This is a genomic window from Nocardia vinacea (genome assembly GCF_035920345.1).
GTDB lineage: Bacteria > Actinomycetota > Actinomycetes > Mycobacteriales > Mycobacteriaceae > Nocardia > Nocardia vinacea_A.
On sequence record NZ_CP109149.1, the window covers coordinates 9,498,064 to 9,517,942 of the forward strand.

23 protein-coding genes are annotated in these 19,879 nt (G+C 66.0%); 8 read left to right on the forward strand and 15 right to left on the reverse strand.

Annotated features, from left to right (window positions below; translation table 11 throughout):
• The first annotated feature begins 129 nt into the window (after positions 1-129).
• Entirely contained in the window at positions 130-1,260 is a 1,131-nt protein-coding gene (locus OIE68_RS43080) for an NDMA-dependent alcohol dehydrogenase (protein WP_040688149.1), read from the forward strand.
• Between the two features lie 191 nt (positions 1,261-1,451).
• On the opposite strand, the gene OIE68_RS43085 is transcribed toward OIE68_RS43080, so the two are convergent.
• Complete coding sequence (locus OIE68_RS43085) at positions 1,452-2,639, reverse strand: serine hydrolase domain-containing protein (protein ID WP_419150648.1); 1,188 nt, start codon at positions 2,637-2,639, stop codon at positions 1,452-1,454.
• A gap of 85 nt (positions 2,640-2,724) precedes the next feature.
• On the opposite strand from OIE68_RS43085, the gene OIE68_RS43090 reads away from it, so the two are divergent.
• Positions 2,725-3,555 carry a serine hydrolase domain-containing protein gene (locus OIE68_RS43090; RefSeq protein WP_327096632.1) on the forward strand — a complete coding sequence of 277 codons (831 nt, stop codon included), beginning with the start codon at positions 2,725-2,727 and terminating at the stop codon, positions 3,553-3,555.
• Positions 3,556-3,675: 120 nt separating this feature from the next.
• Positions 3,676-4,209 carry a DUF3145 domain-containing protein gene (locus tag OIE68_RS43095; RefSeq protein WP_327096633.1) on the forward strand — a complete coding sequence of 178 codons (534 nt, stop codon included), beginning with the start codon at positions 3,676-3,678 and terminating at the stop codon, positions 4,207-4,209.
• Between the two features lie 20 nt (positions 4,210-4,229).
• Here OIE68_RS43095 and xylA read toward each other — a convergent pair whose 3' ends face one another.
• From xylA to OIE68_RS43110, 3 genes are read right to left on the reverse strand one after another with little or no spacing between them, the layout of a single operon-like run.
• Positions 4,230-5,408, reverse strand: a complete 1,179-nt coding sequence (gene xylA / locus OIE68_RS43100) for a xylose isomerase (RefSeq protein ID WP_327096634.1) — start codon at positions 5,406-5,408, stop codon at positions 4,230-4,232.
• A gap of 19 nt (positions 5,409-5,427) precedes the next feature.
• Positions 5,428-6,603: a 4-hydroxybenzoate 3-monooxygenase gene (locus tag OIE68_RS43105; RefSeq protein ID WP_327096635.1), complete on the reverse strand. Its 1,176-nt coding sequence runs from the start codon at positions 6,601-6,603 to the stop codon at positions 5,428-5,430.
• Positions 6,600-7,826, reverse strand: coding sequence for an aromatic acid/H+ symport family MFS transporter (locus OIE68_RS43110; RefSeq protein WP_327096636.1), 1,227 nt, complete (start codon positions 7,824-7,826; stop codon positions 6,600-6,602). Before OIE68_RS43110 ends, OIE68_RS43105 begins: the two co-directional genes overlap by 4 nt.
• A gap of 124 nt (positions 7,827-7,950) precedes the next feature.
• Between OIE68_RS43110 and OIE68_RS43115 the strand changes: the two genes are divergently transcribed.
• Complete coding sequence (locus OIE68_RS43115) at positions 7,951-8,871, forward strand: LysR family transcriptional regulator (protein WP_327096637.1); 921 nt, start codon at positions 7,951-7,953, stop codon at positions 8,869-8,871.
• Here the strand turns inward: OIE68_RS43115 and OIE68_RS43120 are convergent.
• The 9 genes from OIE68_RS43120 to OIE68_RS43160 all read right to left on the reverse strand — a co-directional run bounded on the left by OIE68_RS43120 (position 8,855) and on the right by OIE68_RS43160 (position 16,389).
• Entirely contained in the window at positions 8,855-9,664 is an 810-nt protein-coding gene (locus OIE68_RS43120) for an IclR family transcriptional regulator domain-containing protein (RefSeq protein WP_327096638.1), read from the reverse strand. The two genes, OIE68_RS43115 and OIE68_RS43120, sit on opposite strands and share 17 nt — an antisense overlap.
• 22 nt (positions 9,665-9,686) lie before the next feature.
• Positions 9,687-10,049, reverse strand: a complete 363-nt coding sequence (gene pcaC, locus OIE68_RS43125) for a 4-carboxymuconolactone decarboxylase (RefSeq protein ID WP_040688252.1) — start codon at positions 10,047-10,049, stop codon at positions 9,687-9,689.
• Positions 10,050-10,069: 20 nt separating this feature from the next.
• A complete protein-coding gene (gene pcaD, locus OIE68_RS43130; protein WP_327096639.1) occupies positions 10,070-10,846 on the reverse strand; it encodes a 3-oxoadipate enol-lactonase in 777 nt (258 codons plus the stop codon).
• A gap of 165 nt (positions 10,847-11,011) precedes the next feature.
• Positions 11,012-12,364 (reverse strand): 3-carboxy-cis,cis-muconate cycloisomerase, encoded by a 1,353-nt coding sequence (gene pcaB / locus OIE68_RS43135; RefSeq protein ID WP_327096640.1) that lies wholly within the window; start codon positions 12,362-12,364, stop codon positions 11,012-11,014.
• On the reverse strand, positions 12,357-12,899 hold the full coding sequence (gene pcaG / locus OIE68_RS43140; protein ID WP_327096641.1) for a protocatechuate 3,4-dioxygenase subunit alpha: 543 nt from the start codon (positions 12,897-12,899) through the stop codon (positions 12,357-12,359). The genes pcaB and pcaG overlap by 8 nt, the downstream gene beginning before the upstream one ends.
• Positions 12,892-13,614, reverse strand: a complete 723-nt coding sequence (gene pcaH / locus OIE68_RS43145; RefSeq protein ID WP_327096642.1) for a protocatechuate 3,4-dioxygenase subunit beta — start codon at positions 13,612-13,614, stop codon at positions 12,892-12,894. Before pcaH ends, pcaG begins: the two co-directional genes overlap by 8 nt.
• The gene (locus OIE68_RS43150) at positions 13,611-14,792 is read right to left on the reverse strand and encodes a thiolase family protein (RefSeq protein ID WP_327096643.1); all 1,182 of its coding nucleotides are present in this window, start codon (positions 14,790-14,792) and stop codon (positions 13,611-13,613) included. The genes pcaH and OIE68_RS43150 overlap by 4 nt, the downstream gene beginning before the upstream one ends.
• Positions 14,789-15,571 (reverse strand): CoA-transferase subunit beta, encoded by a 783-nt coding sequence (locus OIE68_RS43155; protein ID WP_327096644.1) that lies wholly within the window; start codon positions 15,569-15,571, stop codon positions 14,789-14,791. Before OIE68_RS43155 ends, OIE68_RS43150 begins: the two co-directional genes overlap by 4 nt.
• Positions 15,568-16,389 (reverse strand): CoA transferase subunit A, encoded by an 822-nt coding sequence (locus OIE68_RS43160; protein WP_327096645.1) that lies wholly within the window; start codon positions 16,387-16,389, stop codon positions 15,568-15,570. The genes OIE68_RS43155 and OIE68_RS43160 overlap by 4 nt, the downstream gene beginning before the upstream one ends.
• Before the next feature lie 361 nt (positions 16,390-16,750).
• Between OIE68_RS43160 and OIE68_RS43165 the strand changes: the two genes are divergently transcribed.
• Together OIE68_RS43165 and OIE68_RS43170 are read left to right on the forward strand one after the other, a co-directional pair.
• Positions 16,751-16,969, forward strand: a complete 219-nt coding sequence (locus OIE68_RS43165; protein ID WP_419150649.1) for a hypothetical protein — start codon at positions 16,751-16,753, stop codon at positions 16,967-16,969.
• Positions 16,970-17,007: 38 nt separating this feature from the next.
• A complete protein-coding gene (locus OIE68_RS43170; protein WP_327102055.1) occupies positions 17,008-17,226 on the forward strand; it encodes a hypothetical protein in 219 nt (72 codons plus the stop codon).
• 20 nt (positions 17,227-17,246) lie between these two features.
• Here the strand turns inward: OIE68_RS43170 and OIE68_RS43175 are convergent, their stop codons facing one another.
• Complete coding sequence (locus tag OIE68_RS43175; RefSeq protein ID WP_327096646.1) at positions 17,247-17,711, reverse strand: YbhB/YbcL family Raf kinase inhibitor-like protein; 465 nt, start codon at positions 17,709-17,711, stop codon at positions 17,247-17,249.
• A gap of 152 nt (positions 17,712-17,863) precedes the next feature.
• A complete protein-coding gene (locus tag OIE68_RS43180; RefSeq protein ID WP_327096647.1) occupies positions 17,864-18,442 on the reverse strand; it encodes a DUF2267 domain-containing protein in 579 nt (192 codons plus the stop codon).
• 171 nt (positions 18,443-18,613) lie between these two features.
• Here OIE68_RS43180 and OIE68_RS43185 point away from each other — a divergent pair, with 171 nt between their 5' ends.
• Both OIE68_RS43185 and OIE68_RS43190 read left to right on the forward strand, forming a co-directional pair.
• Positions 18,614-18,865: a hypothetical protein gene (locus OIE68_RS43185; RefSeq protein ID WP_327096648.1), complete on the forward strand. Its 252-nt coding sequence runs from the start codon at positions 18,614-18,616 to the stop codon at positions 18,863-18,865.
• A 159-nt stretch (positions 18,866-19,024) separates the two neighbouring features.
• Complete coding sequence (locus OIE68_RS43190) at positions 19,025-19,879, forward strand: alpha/beta fold hydrolase (protein WP_327102018.1); 855 nt, start codon at positions 19,025-19,027, stop codon at positions 19,877-19,879.

Sequence of the window (19,879 nt, forward strand, 5' to 3'; positions counted from 1 at the left end):
TGGAACTCGTTCGGGGGTTCCGTCAATCCGTATCGACGAATTTTCGATCGAGTACTAGAACGCGTTCCAGTTTTCTCGTAGTGTGGTTGCATTCACATAGAAGCCCGTGCATGCGAGAGGTCGACACGAATGAAGACGAAAGGCGCGATCCTGTGGGGGACCGACCAGCAGTGGTCGGTCGAGGAGATCGAGGTCGGCGATCCGGTATCCGGTGAGGTGCAGATCCGGATGGAAACCGCCGGTATGTGCCACTCGGACCACCACATCGTGACCGGCGCGACGCCGATGCCCGCATTCCCGGTCATGGGCGGCCACGAGGGCGCGGGCGTGATCACCAAGCTCGGGCCGAACTGCCCCGCCGATCTGCAGGTCGGCGACCACGTGATCCTGTCGTTCATCCCGGCCTGCGGTCGCTGTCCGGCGTGTGTGAGCGGCAATATGGCGCTGTGTGATCTGGGCGCGGGCCTGCTGATGGGTCAGGCCATCAGCGACGGCACCTACCGGATCCAGGCGCGCGGTGAGAATGTCATCCCGATGTGCCTGCTGGGCACCTTCGCGCCGTATATGACGGTGCACCACACCTCGGTGGTCAAGATCGACCCGAGCATTCCGTTCGAGGTCGCCTGCCTCGTCGGCTGCGGCGTCCCCACCGGCTTCGGTTCTTCCACCCACGTCGCCCAGGTCGCGCCCGGCGAGACCGTGGTGATCGCGGGTATCGGCGGCGTCGGCATGAGCGCGCTGCAGGGCGCGGTGCTCTCCGGCGCGTCCAAAGTCGTTGCTATCGACCCGAACCCGTGGAAGCGCGAGCAGGCGCAGAAGTTCGGCGCGACGCACACCTACGAGAGCATGGCCGCCGCGATCATGCCGCTGATGGAGGCCACCGAGGGCCGGATGGCGCAGAAGGTCATCCTGACCATGGGTGAGATGCACGGCGAATACATCGAAGAGGGCCTCATCCTCACCGCCAAGGCCGGCACCCTGGTCGTCACCTCCATGGGCCGCATGGACGAGAACGATGTCAAGCTGAACAGCTTCCTGCTGTCCATGCTGCAGAAGACCGTCAAGGGCTGCATCTTCGGCGGTGGCAACGCCCGCCAGGACGCGCCGCACCTGCTGTCGCTGTACAAATCGGGCCAACTGAACCTCGACGATATGGTGACCCGCCAGTACTCCCTGGAGCAGATCAACGAGGGCTACCAGGACATGTTGGACGGCAAGAACATTCGCGGCATCATCAAGTACACCGAGGCCGACTGGTAAACCGCAGGTTCACCGCTCGGCGAGCTCGGTCGCGACCCGTGATCAGCCCGCACGAAACCGGCTCTCCGAGCGGCGATTTCAATTCCCGAGTGCGGCTGGGCCGTTGAGCCGATGTGCCACACACGAATTCGCACGCCCCGCATGAATTTGCCCGGCGAATCGGTGCGTGGCGAACCAAAACGTGCGCGGCATCAGCGGGTGCAGCGGAGGAGGGCCTTGCGTAGGTTGCGGCTGCGAACGTCGTCGAGGACGGCTAGGCCCAGGCGGTTCATGGCGTAACCGAAGCCTAGGCCGGTGGCGGGGTCGGCGAATCCGAACGAGCCGCCGAGGCCCGTGGTGCCGTAGGCGCGTTTATCCGAGCCGAATCGGAACGAGCCGCGGGATTTGCGGAAGCCCAGGTGATAGCGAGACTTGGTGTGCAACACCAGATCATCGGCGGGCACATCATCCGCGGCCGGGGCGGCGAGCCGATCGAGCACCGTGTCCTCGATCGGTAGCGCACCGGTGCGACCCGCCGCCGCGCCGTAGGTCTTGGCCAGCGACCTGGCATTGCCGACGCCGTTGGAACCCGGCATCTCCAACGCGAGCAGTTCGCGCCTGCTCGCGCGCACCGGTGCGCCGATACGCGGATTGGTCAGTGCCGCATGCGAAAGTCCGCGTTTGGCGAAGATCTCCGCACCGATGCGCACCGGAATATCGCGTTCGTAGCGCAGGATGTCCAGGCCCTCGGTGGCGGCCAGGGTGGCGATCCGGTCCATGCTCTGTTCGGTGGGCAGGCCGATGAAGAAGTCCAGGTCGAGCGGTTTCGCGATTTCCTCGGCGAAGATCCGGCCGAGTGTGCGGTGTTCCGGATCGGCGCGGCGCACGAGTTCGCCTTGATACAGGCCCAGGGTGATGGCGTGATAGCCGTGTCGCGTGCCCGGCCGCCACGCGGGCCGCTGCGCCGCGAGAATCGTTGCGAGACCGTCGAGATCGGCGATCTGCCGCAGGCGTACCACGGTGTCCAGTCCGGACAGTCCGGCCTGATGGTCGATCAGCTGACGCACCGTGACCGCGCCCTTGCCCTGCACGGCGAACTCCGGCCAGTACTTCGCGACCGGCTCCTCGTAGTCCAGCAGTCCCTTCGACACCATCGTGGCGACCACGAACGCGGCCATACCCTTGGTCGAGGAGAAGACCGGCACGATCGTGTCGCGTTCCCACGGCAGGGTCCGGCGGCGGTCACGATGACCCGCCCACAGGTCGACCACCGGGCGATCGCCCGCGTAAACGGCCACGGCAGCGCCGATTTCGCCGTGCTGGGCGAAGTTGCGGCGGAAGGCGTCGGCAACGGGACCGAAACCGGCCGCCACATCGCCGTGGATGGTGGGTGCGCTCATGATCAGTTGATGGTACCGGCGGTACCGACTTTCCCATGCAGACGGTGCGGACACGCCGGGAACGGGCGTCTCGTACGCTCATTTCGTGCGTGCATTCGAGCAGATCAAGGACTGGCCGGTTCGGCATGCGGCGGCGGGCGTCGTCACCCGCGACGGTGCGCAGACGGCGGGTGATACCGAGCGCGTATTCCCGCTCGCCTCGGTGACCAAGCCGCTGGTCGCCTACGCGGTGCTCGTCGCGGTGGAGGAGGGGGCGATCGAACTCGGTCAGTCCGCCGGTCCCCCCGGAGCTACCGTCCGGCATCTGCTCGCGCACACTTCCGGCATCGCCTTCGATACCACCGAGGTGATCGCCGCACCCGGCACGCGGCGCATCTACTCCAGCGCTGGATTCGAAATTCTCGCGGCCTTCGTCGCGGAACAGACCGGGATTGCGTTCCCGGAGTACTTGCGCGAGGCCGTATTCGAGCCGCTCGGCATGACGGCCTCGGTGCTGGCCGGTCCGGCCGGACATGCGGGCCGGTCCACCGCGGCGGATCTGGTGCGCTTCGGTGCGGAACTGCTGGATCCCCAGCTGATTTCGGCACAGACCCACGCCGAGGCGACCACGGTCGAGTTTCCGGGACTCAACGGTGTACTGCCGGGTTACGGATCGCAGCGTCCCAACGACTGGGGACTCGGATTCGAGATTCGCGACGGGAAATCACCGCACTGGACCGGCGGATCGAATTCCGCAGGTACCTATGGCCATTTCGGGCAGTCCGGCACATTTCTGTGGGTCGATCCCGAATTGGGGGTGGCGAGTATCGCTTTGAGCGACGAGAATTTCGGCGACTGGGCACGGGAGGCATGGCCCGTCTTTTCCGATGCGGTGATCGCCGAGGTGATCCTCGCTCGGAACTCGGTGGCGAAGTAACAGGTCGGACACGCCTCCGAAGTAACATGTGTAACTCGGGGCACTCCAGTACACTCGGGCAACGCCAGTACGACGGATCGTTGGGGAAGACGTTTCTCGTCGAAGCTGGAGGTGTCAGTGGTGCGCGCATCGAGTCAGTTCGCGGACGCGACGGCGGGTGTGGTCTATATCCACTCATCGCCGGCTGCGCTGTGCCCACATATCGAATGGGCACTGACCTCGGCCCTCGGCTCACCCGCGAAATTGCGCTGGACCGCACAACCCGCCGACGGACACTTGCGTGCGACCACCGACTGGATCGGTCCGGTTGGTACCGCATCCCGAATTGCCCAATCCTTGCGGTCCTGGCCGGTTCTGCGCTTCGAGGTCACCGAGGACCCCAGCGACGGCGTCGACGGTGAGCGCTACAGCTTCGTGCCCACCCTCGGCCTCTGGCACGGCTCCACCTCCGCCAACGGCGATGTCACCATCGGCGAAATGCGTCTGCGCGCCATGCTGCAGGCCAACCGGGAACTCGGCAACTACACCGGCTATGACCTGGCAACCGAACTCGACCGTGCCCTCGGCACCCCCTGGGACGAAGATCTCGAGATCTACCGCTACGGCACAGAATCCGGCGCCGAGGTGACCTGGCTGCGCCGCGACGTCGGCTGATCGGTCACTCTTTCAAGGTCTCAGCCGATCAGGTGCTCGAGTGCGAGTTGTTGCAGTCGGACGAAACCGAAGTCCCGTTCGGCGGCCTTATCCGGGTCGAAACCGTCGTCGATGTGCAGGAATGCCTCGATCGATTCGCCGTCGTCGAGGGTGGGTTGTGCCAGGTCGAGGACGCCGGAGTAGGCCATCGCCTCCTGAACGCGGGAATCGGCGCGGAAGGCGCGAGCCTTGTCCGCCAGCATCAGATATGTTGCCATACAGGCCTTGGCCGATTCCCATACGCCGGTGAGGTGTTCGGTGCGTGCGGGCTTGTAGTCGAAGTGCCGTGGTCCGGTGTAGCGCGGGCCGTCCGGATAGCTGGGGAAACCGTTTTCGAGCAGGTCGACGGTGAAGAATGCGGAGACCAGATCGCCGTGTCCGAAGACCAGGTCCTGGTCGTATTTGAGGCCGCGCTGGCCATTGAGGTCGATGTGGAACAGCTTGCCGCTCCACAATGCCTGGCCGAGGGCGTGCGTGTAGTTGAGGTTGGCCATCTGTTCGTGGCCGGTTTCCGGATTGAGGCCGACTATATCGCCGTGCTCCAATTCGGCGATCAGGGCGAGTGCGTGCCCGACGGTGGGCAGGAAGATATCGCCGCGTGGCTCATTGGGCTTGGGCTCCAACGCGATTCGCAGGTCGTAACCCTGTGACTTGATATAGCCGGCAACCGTATCCAAACCCTCTTTGTAGCGCTCGAACGCGGCGAAGATGTCCTTGGATCCGTCGTACTCGCTGCCCTCGCGGCCGCCCCACATCACGAAGGTGGTGGCGCCGACCTGCGCGGCCAGATCCACCGCGCGCAGGATTTTGCGCAGACCGAAACGGCGGATCGAGCGGTCGTTGGCGGTCAGCCCGCCGTCCTTGAAGACCGGATGGGTGAAGGTGTTGGTCGTGACCATCTCGACGGTGAGACCGCAGCGATCGGTCGCTGCTTTGAGGCGCGCGAGGTTGCGCTCCTTGGTGGCGTCGTCGGCATCGAACGGGAATACATCGTTGTCGTGGAAGGTGATTCCCCAGACGCCGAGTTCGGCCAGGCGTTCGGTGTACTCCCACGGTGCGAGTGTCGGTCGGGTCGGCAGGCCGAACGGGTCGGTACCCGTCCAACCGACCGTCCACAGGCCGAAGGAGAACTTGTCGTCGGTGGTGGGTTGACGGGTCACGCGATGCCTCCAGATGTGTTTACGACGGGCCCCAGCTTCCGGTGTACCCCTCGGCGAAGTACGCCGCGCCGCGCCGGGATTCGGTGAGCATCGCGAGTTCACCACGTTGGCGTTCGAGATCGAAGGGGGACGCGCCGTCGATCGAGTGCAGGAGGGTCGTCGCCCAGTAGGAGAAATGCTGAGCCTTCCACACTCGATCGAGCGCGCGGTCGGTATAGCGACGCAATGATTCGTCAGAGCCGCCGGCGAAGTATTCATCGATAACCTCGTGCAGCACGCGCACATCCGCGAGCGCGAGATTCAGACCCTTCGCGCCGGTGGGCGGGACGGTGTGGGCGGCATCGCCTGCCAGCAGGAGTCTGCCGTGGCGCATCGGTGCGGTGACAAACGAGCGGAAAGGCAGGACCGTCTTTCCGCTGATCGGCCCCTCTTGCAGTGTGAAACCGTTGCCGTTGACGCGTTTGCGCATTTCGGCCCAGATTCGTTCGTCATCCCAGTCTTCGGGGCGCTCGGTGGGTGCGCACTGGAAATACATGCGCTGCATCGTCGACGTGCGCTGGCTGACCAGGGCGAAGCCGTGTTCGGAGCGCGCGTAGATCAGTTCCGGATGCGACTGCGGCGCCTCGGCGAGGAAGCCGAACCAGGCGAAGGGGTATTCGCGGAACCATTCGGTGCGCAGGCCATCCGGAAAGGCGTGACGGCAGTTCGAACGTGAACCGTCGGCCCCGACGATCAGATCGGCCGCCAGCCGGGTCGGGCGGCCGTCGGCCTCGGTGAACGTCACCACCGGAGGATCGATGGAGACCGCGGTATCCCGGACGCCATAGCGGACATCGCCGCCATCGGTCTTGCGGCGGTCGGCGAGGTCGATGAACACATCGGTCTGCGGATACAGCCACACGGATTCGCCGACCAGTTCCCGGAAATCGATCCGATGGTTGTCACCATCGAAGCGCAGCACTACACCGTCGTGTCGGTCGCCTTCGGTGAGTACGCGGTCGGAGACGCCGGAATCCACCAGCATGCGCACCGAACCCGGCTCCAGGATGCCTGCGCGAATGGTCGTCGCGATCTCCTCGTGCGTGCGGATATCGATGACGACCGATTCGATTCCGGAGCGGTGCAACAGATGTGACAGCAGCAGACCCGCTGGACCCGCGCCGACAATGGCGACCTGTGTGCGCGTATTCCTCATAGGGCGAACCCCTTCGAAGTGTCGAGGGTGGCGGCCGGTTCCACCGACCGAGTGCTGAGCCGCGACACCGCCGTCATCGCGAGCATCCCGACGCCCGCCACCGCGGCGAAAAAGTAGAAGCCCCACGGGTATGCGGATCCGGCGACGATGAGCCAGCCGGTAATGCTCGGACCGAAGATCGCGCCGAGCCGCCCCACACTCGAGGTGAGGCCGAGCGCGGTAGCCCGCACCTCGGCGGGATATACCTGCGTGACGTAGGCGTAGATGAGCGCCTGGGCCGAGAACACGAAGATGCCGGTGACCAGTACCAGCGCATTGAGGAGCACGGTGCTGGAGACTTTGACGCTCAACATGGCCAGCAATACCGCGGCGGCCGCAAACCAAACGAGGACAGTCGGTTTCGTTCCGCGCCGGTCCGCGAGCGGACCGGCGATCAGCAGCCCGACGATCGCACCGACATTCAGCACCAGCAGCAGCGTCAACGAGGTCGACATGTTGTACCCGGCGTCACGCATCAGCTTCGGCAACCAGGTGTTGAGTCCGTAGACCAGCAGCAGGCCCATGAACGAACCGACCCACACCCCGAGTGTCGTGCGCAGATAGCGTGGCGCGAGCAGCACGGTCGGCTGAACCCGTTCAGGAGCGGCCTTGGCGGCCAGGTACGCCGCGGATTCGGGCAGTTTGACCCAGATCAGCGGCAGCAGTAGGAATCCCGCGATGCCGCCGAGAAGGAACAGCGGCTGCCAGTGCGGAACAAGCTGTAGTGCAAGGAGTGAGGTGATCACCGCGCCGACGTGATAGCCGGTCATCGTGATGGTGCCGGCGAGGGCACGGCGGGTGGCGGGTACCTGCTCGGCCATGAAGGTCAGCGCCGTCGGCAGGCAGGCGCCGAGCCCGATCCCGGCCAGCAACCGGAATACGCCGAAAACGGTGATGGATCCGGCCGCAGGGACGGCCGCGGTGAATGCCGAGAACAATGCGATCGAGGCGAGTAGCACCTTGCGGCGGCCGTAGCGGTCGGCGATCGGCCCGACCAACGCGGCGCCGATGGCGACACCGACCAGCGAGATCGTTGCGGCGAATGTTGCACGCGCCGCGGTGAATCCGATGTGGTGCTGCTCGATGAGGGTGGGAATGACGGCGCCGAGCACGACCAGGTCGTAGCCCTCGAGCAGAACGATGAGCCAGCACAGCACGGCCGGCCACGACGACAGCTTGTTCATGATGATTCGTTTCTGCAGATTCGGGCCGGTCATAGCGGGCCCTGATTGTGATGGCTCTCACGCTAGAATGACCGGCAATCAGAAATCCAATTGATATTTTTCGCGATTCACATAGAGGAGATCTATGGCAGCCGAGTTCGATCTGAACCTGGTGCGCACCTTTGTGCTGCTGTACGAGACCAGGAGCGTCACGGCCGCCGCCGACCTGCTCGGGGTCACCCAGCCGACGGTCAGCTACGGGCTCGGCAAGTTGCGGCGACGGCTGCGTGATGAACTGTTCGTGCGCGGCCCGGGTGGTCTCGTGCCGAGCGCGGAGGCCGAGCGGCTGTATCCGCCGCTGCGTGCGGCCATCGCGGGTGTCGACGAAACGCTCAGCGCGGCAACCGAATTCGACCCCACCCGACCGGCCCGCTTCGCGCTCGGACTCTCCGACCTCGGCGAGGTGACGGTGCTGCCGCTGGTGCTCGCGGAACTGACGGCCCGGGCACCGCAGGTGACCCTGCAGGTCGAGGCCTTCGATGTCGATACCGCGACCGACCGGCTGGCCCGCGGCGAGGTCGACGCGATGGTGGCCAGTCCGATACTCGATTCACCTCGGCTGACTCGGACGCCGCTGTTCAGCGAGGGCTATGCCGGGCTGGTCGCGGCGCGCCATCCTCGGCTGCGCGGTGAGACGCCCACCCAAGCCGAACTGGAGCGTGAGCGGCATATCATCGTCGAGGGCGTGACGGGCCACCCCGGCCCGCGCAAGGCGCTGCGCGAGCACCATCTCGAAGACCGCGTCGCTGTGCGCGTCACCCGATTCGCCACCCTGCCCTATGTGGTTCAGGACAGTGAGCTGGTCGCCATCGTTCCCGAACGGGTGGCGCACGCTTTGGCGCGCACCCATCCCGTGCGCGTATTCACCCTCCCATGGCCGATCGAGCCGGTGGAGGTAGCGGCCTATACCCGGCGCGCACCTGGTCGCGCGGCGGCTCAGGGGTGGTTCCTGGACGTAGTTCGGGCGGCGCTGCAGAATCTGCCGTCGGTCAGCCCAGTCGCGTAATCGGTTTCGCGGCGGTGAGATCCGCTTCGATTCGATGGGCGGCCGTCTGCAGGCGCGGAATCAGTTCGGCCCGAATGGATTCGATGCTGCGGCGGGAGGCGTGCGTCGAAATATTGATCGCGGCGATCACACCGGACCGGTCGCGGATGGGGGCCGCGACCGACCGCAGACCTTCCTCCAATTCCTGGTCGACGATGGAATAGCCCTGTGCGCGAACCGTTTCCAAAGCGGCGCGAAAAGCGACCTGATCGATGATGGTGTTGGCGGTCAGCCGGGCCAGTGGCGTGCTCGTCAGATAGGCGTCGAGCTCGGCCGCCGGGAGTCCGGCCAGCAGGACATGGCCCATGGAGGTGGCGTAGGCGGGGAAACGCGTGCCGATATTGATGCTGACGGTCATGATCCGAGATGCGGCGACCCGGGCGACGTACACGACATCCGGACCGTCGAGCACAGATACCGAGCTGGATTCGTGCACGTCGGCGGAGAGCTGTTCGAGGTGCGGCTGCGCCACCTCGGACAGGCTCATGCTGGACAGATACGAGTAGCCCAGTTCCAGCACCTTGGCGGTGAGCGAGAAGCGTTTGCCGTCGGTGCGGACGTAGCCGAGATCGGTAAGGGTCAACAGGAACCGGCGCGCCGCCGCGCGGGTGAGTCCGGTCAGGCGCGCCACATCGGAGAGCGTCAGCTGCGGGTTCTCGGCGTCGAATGCCTTGATGACCGCGAGGCCACGTTCGAGCGACTGCACATAGTGGGTGCCGCGCTGGGCGTCGTTGTCGTTACCGCCGGTCGTCATCGTCGTCCTCCTCGACAGGGTGCTACAGGGCGGTATCGTCCCCGAGTTCGGCCAATACCTGCTGCCCGATCGCGAAGGCCGCGTTGGCCGCCGGCACGCCCGCGTACGCGCCGGTGTGCAGCAGTACTTCGGCGATCTCGGCGGCGGTGAGACCGTTGGTGATCGCGGCGCGGACATGCATCGCGATCTCCTCGTGCCGCCCGAGGGCGGTGAGCACCGCAAGGGTAACGCAGCTGCGGGTGCGCCGGTCCAGGCCCTCGCGGGTCCAGATCGAGCCCCACACCGACTCGGTGATGTATTCCTGGAACGGCCTGGTGAATTCGGTGGTCCTGGCGACAGCGCGATCGACGTGATCGTCGCCGAGCACTTCGCGCCGGACCGCCATGCCGCTATCGGCTCGTTCGTTCACGCGTCCTCCTTCAGGTGAGCGAGAATCAGATCGTTGACCGCCTCCGCCGCCTCGGCGCTGGCGAGATGTGCACCGGGGCTGACGATTTCGAGGCGTGCGTCCGGGACCGTGCGCGCAATGCGCTGTCCGTGCTCCGGTGGGATGGCCGGATCCTGGGCGCCTGCGATCACGAGTGTGGGTGCGGTGATCGATGACAGCCGGGCCGCGATATTCATCGTTTCGATTGCCGCGCAACAGGATGCGTAGCCCTCGGCGTCGGTGGCCGCGACCATTTCCTCGTAGTAATGGGTGCGCTCCGGATGGTCCGCGCGCCATTGCGGGGTGAACCAGCGTTGCACCACAGCATTTGAAACTGCCTGTGTCCCTTCGGCTCTGACCAACGCGGCGCGCTCGGCCCAACCGCTGGGCGGGCCCAGTTCAGCGGAGGTGCAGCACAGGGTGAGCGTGCGCAGCCGGTCCGGTGCGTGCTCGCCGAGCCACATGCCGACCATGCCGCCGAGTGAGAGTCCGACGAAATGCGCTCGTCGGACCCCGAATCGGTCGAGCAGCCCGATCACATCGGAGCCCAGGTCCGTCAGCGTGTACGGGCCGGAGGGGACCGGGGATGCGCCATGTCCACGGTGGTCGTAGCGCAATACCCGGTATCCGGCGGCGGTCAGCGCGGTTATCTGCGGATCCCACATCCGTAGGTCGCTGCCCAGTGATCCGCTCAGTACGACGGGTTCGCCGTCGTACTGACCGTCCACGAGGCAGTTCACCTCGATGGCGCTCACGACCGCGCCTGCCGAATCACTTGGCTGCCACCCGGTGATCTGCTCAGCACGATCGGTTCGCCGTCATCGGGATCATCCGTGGGGCAGTGCATCTCGACCACAGTCCTGCCTCCGTCTCATTGGCGCTCGGCCTTTTAGGTCCTGGCAGAGGATTTGATCGTGCGCTCATAATTTCTCACGCCAATCGTCAAGTGCCCGTTCGATGAACTTGCGTGCCGACCCGAGGTACAGGGCCGGATCGAGCAGTCTCTCGATTTGCTCTCGGTCCAAATACTTCCCGACCACCGAATCGGCGGCGAGCAGATCGGCGAGTGAGCCTGCACCGGCCAGGGCGGCCTGGCAGCACTGCGCGACGGCATCGCCCGCGGTATGCCTGCCGATCTCGCCGTTGGATGTCGAAACCAAGCCGGTCACCACGTTTTCCGCGAGCACGAGCCCGCCGGTGAGGTCGAGGTTGGCGCGCATGCGCTGTGGATCGACTCGCAGTCGATCCAGGCTGATACGCAGCCAATGCACCGCGGAACCGGAGGTCCGCAGCAATTCGATATACGGCCGCCATTCCGCATGCCACGAGCCTGCCGCGCGCTGATGTTCATGCGCGGCCGCACCGAGCAGTGCGGCGACCAATCCCGGTGCCTGCACGGCGGATCCGGCGGCAAGAACGGCGGCGACGGGATTGCGTTTGTGCGGCATGGTCGAGGAGCCGCCCGTACCCGCCGGGCCCTGCTCGTGGACTTCCGCGACCTCGGTCTGCGCCAGCAGCGTGATATCGCCGGCGATCTTGGCCACCGCCGCGCAGGTCTGACCGAGCGCCCCGGCGATCTCGGCGATGCGGCCGCGCTCGGTATGCCACGGCAGGGCCGGTTCGGCCAATCCGAGGTGCCGCGCGAGCTCGCTCAGGACGGCAATCCCGTTGTCGCCCAAGGAAGCCAGCGTGCCGACCGCTCCGCCGAACTGCACCGCCAAGCGGTGCCGACGGATGTCGTCGAGCCGGTCCCGCGCCGCGGCGAGACCGCCGAGCCAGCCCGCCGCGGTGAGGCCGAAGGTGACCGGCGGTCCTTGCTGGAGCAGGCTGCGCCCGGCCTGCACGGTGTCGGCGTGGATTTCGGCGAGGTGCGCCAGCTGGGCCGCGCATGCGCGCAAGTCGTCATCGAGCACCGCCAGCGCCCGGTGTGTCACCAGCATGGCGGCGGTATCGCCCACGTCCTGGCTGGTCGCGCCGAGGTGCACATATCCGGCCGCATCGCCCGCGACGCGTGCGGTGAGCGCCCGCACCAGCGGCCCAGCCGGATTGCCGATCCCGACCGCCTGCCGGCCGAGCTCAGTGATGTCGTAATCATCTGCGTAGCAACAGTTTTGGATCGCGGCGGCGGCCTCGGGTGGAACGACTCCGGCCGCGGCCGAGGCGGCCGCCAGCGCGCCTTCGAAGTCGAGCATGGCCTGCACCCATGCCCGGTCGCCGACCTGCGCCGCGACCGGACCGGCCGCGAGCACACCGTCGAACAAACCGTCAGACATCGAAGAACACCGTCTCGCGCTCACCCTGGAGGTACACGTCGAAAACATAGCCATCGGGGCCGTTCGCGGCGACCAAGGTGCCGCGACGCTCCGGCGGCACCGCGGCCAACACCGGATCACTCGCGCGCTGAGCGGCGTGCTCGGGGAAGTAGATGCGGGTGACCACTCGATGCAGCAGGCCACGGGCGAATACCGAGACATCGATATGCGGGGCCTGCCCATCGCCGAGCGCGCCGGGAATGACGGTATAGACCGCGAATTCGCCCGCTCGGGTGTCGCTGCGTGCGAATCCGCGGAAGTATTCGCGGACACCGCGACCGTCGTCGGGATGCGCGATATGCCCGTCCGGGTCGGCCTGCCAGATCTCGATCATGGCGTCATCGATCGGCTCGCCGACGGCGTCGAGCACCCGGCCGCGAATCCACACGGCCCCTGGTGTCCCCAGCGGCACAGCGTACGGGCCGTCGTCCCACGTCAGTCCGATATGCAGATAGGGGCCGACAGTCTGCGAAGGCGTGGTGGGCAGATCAGTCATCGTCCTCGTCGTCCTCGAAAGGTGTGGCGTCGCGGCCACGCAATACGATGTCGAACTCGAATGCCAGCGCCCGCTCTGGTTCACTGCGGTCGAGATCGAAGCGGCTGATCAGCAGTGGGCGAGCAGCCTCGGGCACCGAGTTGAAGATGGGGTCCTGGGCGAACAACGGATCGTCCGGAAAATACATCTGGGTGACCAGTCGCTGGGTGAAGGCGCGCCCGAACAGCGAGAAGTGGATGTGCGCGGGCCGCCAGGCATTGTGGTGGTTGCGCCACGGATAGGCGCCGGGCTTGATCGTGGTGAACTCGTAGCGGCCCGCGCCATCGGTGAGCGTGCGCCCGACACCGTCGAAGTTGGGATCCAAGGGACAGTCCCACGCGCCCCGGTCGTGCCGGTATCGGCCACCGGCATTGGCCTGCCAGATCTCGATCAAAGAATTCGGGACCGGCTTGCCGTCACCGTCGAGCAGTCGACCGTGCACGATGATGCGCTGTCCGAGCGGTTCCACGCGGTGCTGCGCGGTCAGGTCGTTATCGGTCTCGGCGAGCCGGTCCGCGCCGAGCACCGGACCGGTGAGTTCGGTCAGCCGTTGCGGCAGCAGGACCAGCGGCTCTTTTGGATGCCGAAGGGCGGTGGACTTGTATTCCGGGGAGTCCAGCGGCGGGTGGGTGCCCGCCGGATCCCTCCGATAGCCTTGCAGTGCACGGGTTTTCATGATGTCGCCTCCAGAACAACGGCCAGCCCCTGGCCGACGCCGATACACAGTGCGGCCAGGCCCCACCGGCTGCCGCTACGCCGCATTTCGCGGGCGAGTTGGTTGATGACGCGTCCCCCGGACGCGCCGAGCGGGTGACCGATCGCGATCGCGCCGCCGTTGACATTGACGATGTCCCGATCCAACTCCGGCCAATCCGCAAGGCAGGCAAGCGATTGCGCGGCGAATGCTTCGTTCAATTCGACCACGCCGAGATCGCCCCAGCCGATTCCCGCGCGCCGCAGGGCGATTCGCGCCGCTTCGACCGGACCGATACCGAAGACATCCGGATCGACGCCCGCCGTACCGCGTCCCGCGATCCGCGCCAGAGGTGCCCGGCCGAGCCGATCGGCCAGGGCTTCGTCACCGAGCAGCAGGGCGGAGGCGCCGTCGTTCAGCGGTGAGGCATTTCCGGCGGTGACGGTGCCATCAGGCCGGAACGACGGTTTCAATCCCGCCAACCGCTCGACGGTTGTTTCCGCCCGCAGCGACTCGTCGCGAGCCAGTTCGGTGCCGGGCACGGCGACGACATGATCGTCGTAGAAGCCGTTGTCCCAGGCCTTCGCGGCGAGCTGATGGCTGCGCGCGGCGAATTCGTCCTGCGCCGCACGCTCGATTCCGTAACGGCCCGCGAGGATTTCGGTGCTCTCACCCAAGGAGACCGTCCACTGCGCGGGCATTGCTGGATTCACCAGCCGCCAGCCCAATGTCGTGGAGTGCAGTGTTTCGTTGCCGACGGGAAATCCCTTGGCGGGTTTGGGCATAACCATGGGCGCGCGGCTCATCGATTCGACGCCGCCGACGACAACCGTTGCCGCATCACCGGTTTCGATCATCCGGGCGGCCTGCATCGCGGCGTCCATACTCGACCCGCACAGCCGGTTCACGGTCGTGCCGGGCACCGAGGTCGGCCAATCCGCCAGCAGCGCTGCCATGCGTGCCACATTGCGATTGTCCTCGCCCGCCTGGTTGGCGGCGCCGAAGACGATCTCGTCCACCGTCGCGGGGTCCAGATCGTTGCGGTCCGCGAGCGACCGCAGCACGGTGGCGGCGAGGTCATCGGGCCGGATGCCGCTCAGCGCACCGCCGTACCTGCCGAACGGGGTGCGAATACCGTCGTAGAGAAATGCGCTGGTCATGAGGCGGCTTTCAGCGCTCGCAGGGTCTCGAGTTCGATGGCCGTCGGCGGCTCGCCGATTTCGAGATCCGGCGCGACCCGCAGCTGCCAGCCGGTGGCATCGCGGACCTGCTCTACGGTCACGCCCGGATGTACCGCGACGAGGATCAACTCGCCGGTTTCGTCGGGCCGCATCACCCCGAGGTCGGTGATCACCAGGGTCGGGCCGGCGCCGCGCAGGCCGAGTTTGGCGCGCTCGCCGGTGCCGTGACCGTGCCCGAAAGAGGTGATGAAGTCGACTTTGTCGACGAAGGATCGGCGCGACTGGCGCACGACGACGAACACCTCGCCACAGGAGGCGGCAATCTCGGGCGCGCCACCGGCTCCTGGCAAGCGGACCTTGGGACGGGTGTAGTCACCGCCGATGACGGTGGTGTTGATATTGCCGTACTTGTCGAGCTGCGCGGCCCCGAGGAACCCGATATCGATGCGACCCGGCTGCAGCCAGTAGTTGAAAATCTCCGGCACGCTGATCACCGCGTCGGCGGTCTCGGCGAGCACACCGTCACCGATGGAAGCGGGCAGCCGATCCGGCTTCGAACCCAACGTTCCGGATTCGTAGATGAGGACCAGATCGGGCGCGTGGGTATTGCGTGCGAGATTGGCGGCCGTCGACGGCAGCCCGATCCCGACGAAGCACCGTTTGCCCGCGCCGAGTGCCCTGGCGGCGGCGATCGTCATCATCTCGTCGGCGGTGTATGTCGTTTCCATTGTGGCGGTGCGGGTTTCGGCGATGGTCATACTGTCTCCGTGGTGGCGGTGTACACGTTTTCGTCGAGCCAGCGGGTGAAGTGGGCACGGTCTCGGCTGATCGCGTCCCAGGTCTTGTAGTAGTCGTTGTCGCGTTCGGAATAGCCCTGTGCGTAGGACGGATGCGCGCCGCCGGGCACCTCCGCGACGGCGGTCACCGCCCACGCGGGCAGCACGATCGCGCCGGGCACCGGGGTCAGCTCGTCGACGATTTCCTCGACCGTGACCAGGCTGCGGCGCGCGGCGAGCACCGCCTCCTTCTGCACTCCGAGCAGTCCCCACAGCTGCACATTTCCGGCGCGATCGGCGCGCTGGGCGTGGATCACCGTGACATCGGGATTGATCGCGGGAACCGCGGTGAGCTGTTCCCCGGTGAACGGGCAGGTGATCGGTTTGATGGTGTCGGTGACCGTCGGCAGATCAGTGCCGACGTATCCGCGCAGCACGGCGAACGGCAATCCGGACGCCCCCGCGACATAGCGATTCGCCATACCGGCGTGGCTGTGCTCCTCGATATCCAACGCCGCGGGCCAGGCATGCTGTACCGCGTCGCGGAACCGGTGCAGTGAGCCGACGCCGGGATTACCGCCCCAGGAAAAGATCAGCTTGCGTGCACAACCGGCCCCGATCAGCTGGTCGTAGACGATGTCCGGCGTCATCCGCACCAGCGTCAGATCCCGCTTGCGCTGGCGGATGATCTCTTGCCCGGCGGCCACCGGGATCAGATGCGTGAACCCCTCCAGCGCGACCGTATCGCCGTCGCGGACGAGTTCGCCGACCGCAGCTGCCAAGGAGGTAATCCTGGCCATATCACTCCTCATTCGAAATCGTGGAAACGCCGCTGCTCACCTGCCGATGGCCGTGATAGACGGACGGATCCGAACCGCACAGACCGACGCCGAGCATGCGCACCAGGACATCGCCCGGCCATGCAAACCGGGTCCAGCAGTTCCGCGAGCGCTATCCGCTCGGGCGCAACCGAGGTAGCAGCCTTCACGATGCCGCATTGTTCGCAATCCGTACAATTGGTTGTTATGCGAACATCGTAGGTCGGATTCGATGGTGACTCAAGTCCCAAATATCGATCGATGGCACCGCTCGGCGATCCATCGTCGCCGTGGCAGCTTCCACATCCTTTCGCGCGCAAGCGATCCCGCTGGCATCGCCGATGTGTCCGGGGAGAAACTGCTCTTCCTGCAGCTCGCCGACGCACCGCACCTGACCATGGATGTGCTGCAGTGGAGCCGCCACTACTGGCTGTTTCCCGGCCAAGGGGCCTTCGATCTGCCCGCGTTCCTCGGCTATGTTCTCGATGCCGGACACACCGGGCCGCTGTCGCTCGAAGTGTTCAATGATGTTTTCCGCCAAGCCGATCCGGCGCGCCCGTGACGCGATGCGTTCGCTGCTGTGGCTGCAGGAGCAATACGGTGGGATCGCGGCCGATACCGCCGCGCCCGCGCTGCACGGCCACGCCTTCACCCAGCTCAGCGTCGGCAGCGCCCCCGCGGCGCGTCAGCGCCTTCACCTTCGGTCGCCGCATTCTCCGCGCGCGAGACATTCCGCTCGAAGACCTCGGCGCACCGGATGCGGCGCCGCTGTCACGCGAGGACTACTCGCGCCTGCGCGCCGAGGCGATCGCGGCGTAGAGATGCGCGGTGCGGGCGGATCAGGCGGCGAAGAGGCCGACCAGGGTTCCGCTCGCGACAACGTGGTCCGTGATGGCAGATCGGACCACGTCGGCCGTGGTTTCCTTGGTGAATCCGGGCTTTTGGTCGAGGGCGTAGAGGCGGAAGAAGTACCGGTGCGGCTGGTCGCCGACCGGCGGTCGCGGACCGCTCCAGCCGATTTCACCGAAGTCATTGGGCCCCGCGACGGCCATGGGCGGCGGCGCGTCCGCCCGGACACTGGTCGCGTTCGGCGCGATGCCGGTCATCAGCCAGTGGGTGAACGGCCCGCCCGGTGCGTCCTCGTCCTCGCAAAGCAGGACGAGCTCTACGGCGTCGTCGGGGATACCACTCCACTCGAGCGGCGGGGCAACGTTTCCGCCGTCGTAGGAGTAGCGGTCCGGAATCGTCGCGTGGTCGGTGAACGCGGCACTGTGCAGGTCCGCGCGTGCCGGCGTCCGTCGCACGTCAGATCGCTGGCTGGTGGGATTCGCCATAGTTTCCTCCGGTCGATCGATGGTTCGAAGCTGCCTCGGAATCGGAGAGGTTCGCGCTGATCTCGTACTCGCCGAGCAGCGTCAATGTGCGGGTTACCGCTGGACTATCTGTTAAACCGTGGCTAATAGACGGCCTCGTACTTACCGGTCTGATCCGATGACATAGCGGCCAGCCGCTGATCGATGCGCGCGAGCGTATCCGAGAGTGATTCGACCGACCGTTCCAGTCGATCCAACCGGTTGGCCGTGCCGTGCCTGGCTGTCTTGGGTGGGGCCGTCTCGGCGGACAACAGGAGCTCGCGCAGTGTGGGTGGCAGTTGTTCGAGGGCGTGCTCCAGCGTGCCGGGGGAGAACCGGTCCCGCAGCGCCGCGCTCAAACAGGTCACCGTAAACGGCACGTCGCCGTCGGAGATCGTGGCCTCCGCGGCGAAGAGCTGGACGAATTCGGTTTGGTCGTAGCGTTTCGGAACGTCGCTCGGACGCCAGCCCTCGTAGTAAATGCCGCGCAACAGCTCCGGGAGCTGCGCGCCGAGATGCGCTGCCGCATCCACCGTCAGACGGTCACGCACCGTATGCAACCACGCGCGGAGCACGCGGTATGCGTAGCGGCGATCACTGGTACCCAGGCACTCCATAACGGTGTCGAGCCAGATTCGCGCTGTCTGTTCGGTGTGGGCGAATGGGTCACCTCCGCGGTTCATTTCGACTTCCCTTCGGTCTCGTGAATCCACTACCCAGGGTAGGCCGATCGAACCCGTCATATGTGTTATAACCGCAGCTCACGCCTATCCGCCTGTCCTCCGCGCCAGATCGGGCAGCGCCGTGGCGTAGCGGCCTTCGAACAGCAGCGACAGGGGGCATCGGTTTCGTCCGTGGCCGAATCGACGAACATGATGCCGATCGAGCTGGCGGTCGCGGATCCCTCGGGTGCGATGGAAACCGGGCAGCCGAGCACCAACGGCTTATCGGGTAGGTCGCCGAGCTCGATCATGTACCGGCGCAGCGCCGTGGCACAGGCGGTGGGCACGATGTCGTCGACGGTGGTATCGCTGCACTTCGACAACCGCTTGACACGGTCCAATTCGATTGCGGCCGTGCTGATCCGGCGATGTGGGCCGACCTAGTCGACGTTGAGTGGTGATCGTGGTGCCGCGAACGGTCCGAAATGCTTCGTCAAATCTGGATGGGCGTCATTCTGACGTTTTCATCATTTCCTCTTGACAGAGACTGTGATCGTGACTGATGATTTCATCAACAAAGTCGTGGAGGTAGCTGTGACAAGCATCGACAAGGGGGTCGGCGCCGGACGGACGGTCCGGGTCGGCCAGCGCGAGGTCTTCTTCGGCGAGGTCGGATCCGGTCCCGCGGTGGTGCTGCTGCACGGTGGCGGGCCGGGTGCGACGGGCCTGTCGAACTATTCGCGCAATATCGAGGCGCTGGCGCAGCGATTTCGCGTGATCGTGCCGGATATGCCTGGCTACGGGCGCTCTTCGAAGGTTGTCGATCAGTCCGACCCGTTCGGCGACCTCGCGCGGGCGATCGGAGGTTTGCTGGACGAACTCGGCCTGGACTCGGCGCACCTGGTCGGCAACTCCTACGGCGGTGCCGCCGCGCTGCGGTTGGCGATGGACCGGCCGGAAAAGGTGGGCCGAATGATCCTGATGGGCCCCGGCGGTGTCGGCTCCACGCGCGCACTGCCGACCAAGGGCCTGCAGGAGTTGCTCGCTTACTATCCGGGCAGCGGACCGAGCCGGGAGAAGATCACCCGGTTCATCCGCGAGTACCTAGTGTTCGACGGCGCCGCGGTGCCCGACGAGCTCATCGAGCTGCGATTCCAGGCCAGCATCGATCCCGAGGTGATCGCGAATCCGCCGCTGCGCCGTCCCTCCGGACCGCTGGCCCTGCGGACGCTGTGGCGGATGGATTTCACCCGGGACTCCCGGCTGCGCGAGGTGGCCCATCCGACCCTGGTCATCTGGGGCGCCGATGACAAGGTCAACCGTCCCGCGGGTGGCCGGATGCTGGCCGATGCGATGCCGAACTGCGATCTGTACCTGGCGGCCGAGACCGGCCACTGGGTGCAGTGGGAACGCGCCGAACTGTTCAACGCACTGGCCACCGCATTCCTCGAGGCATAG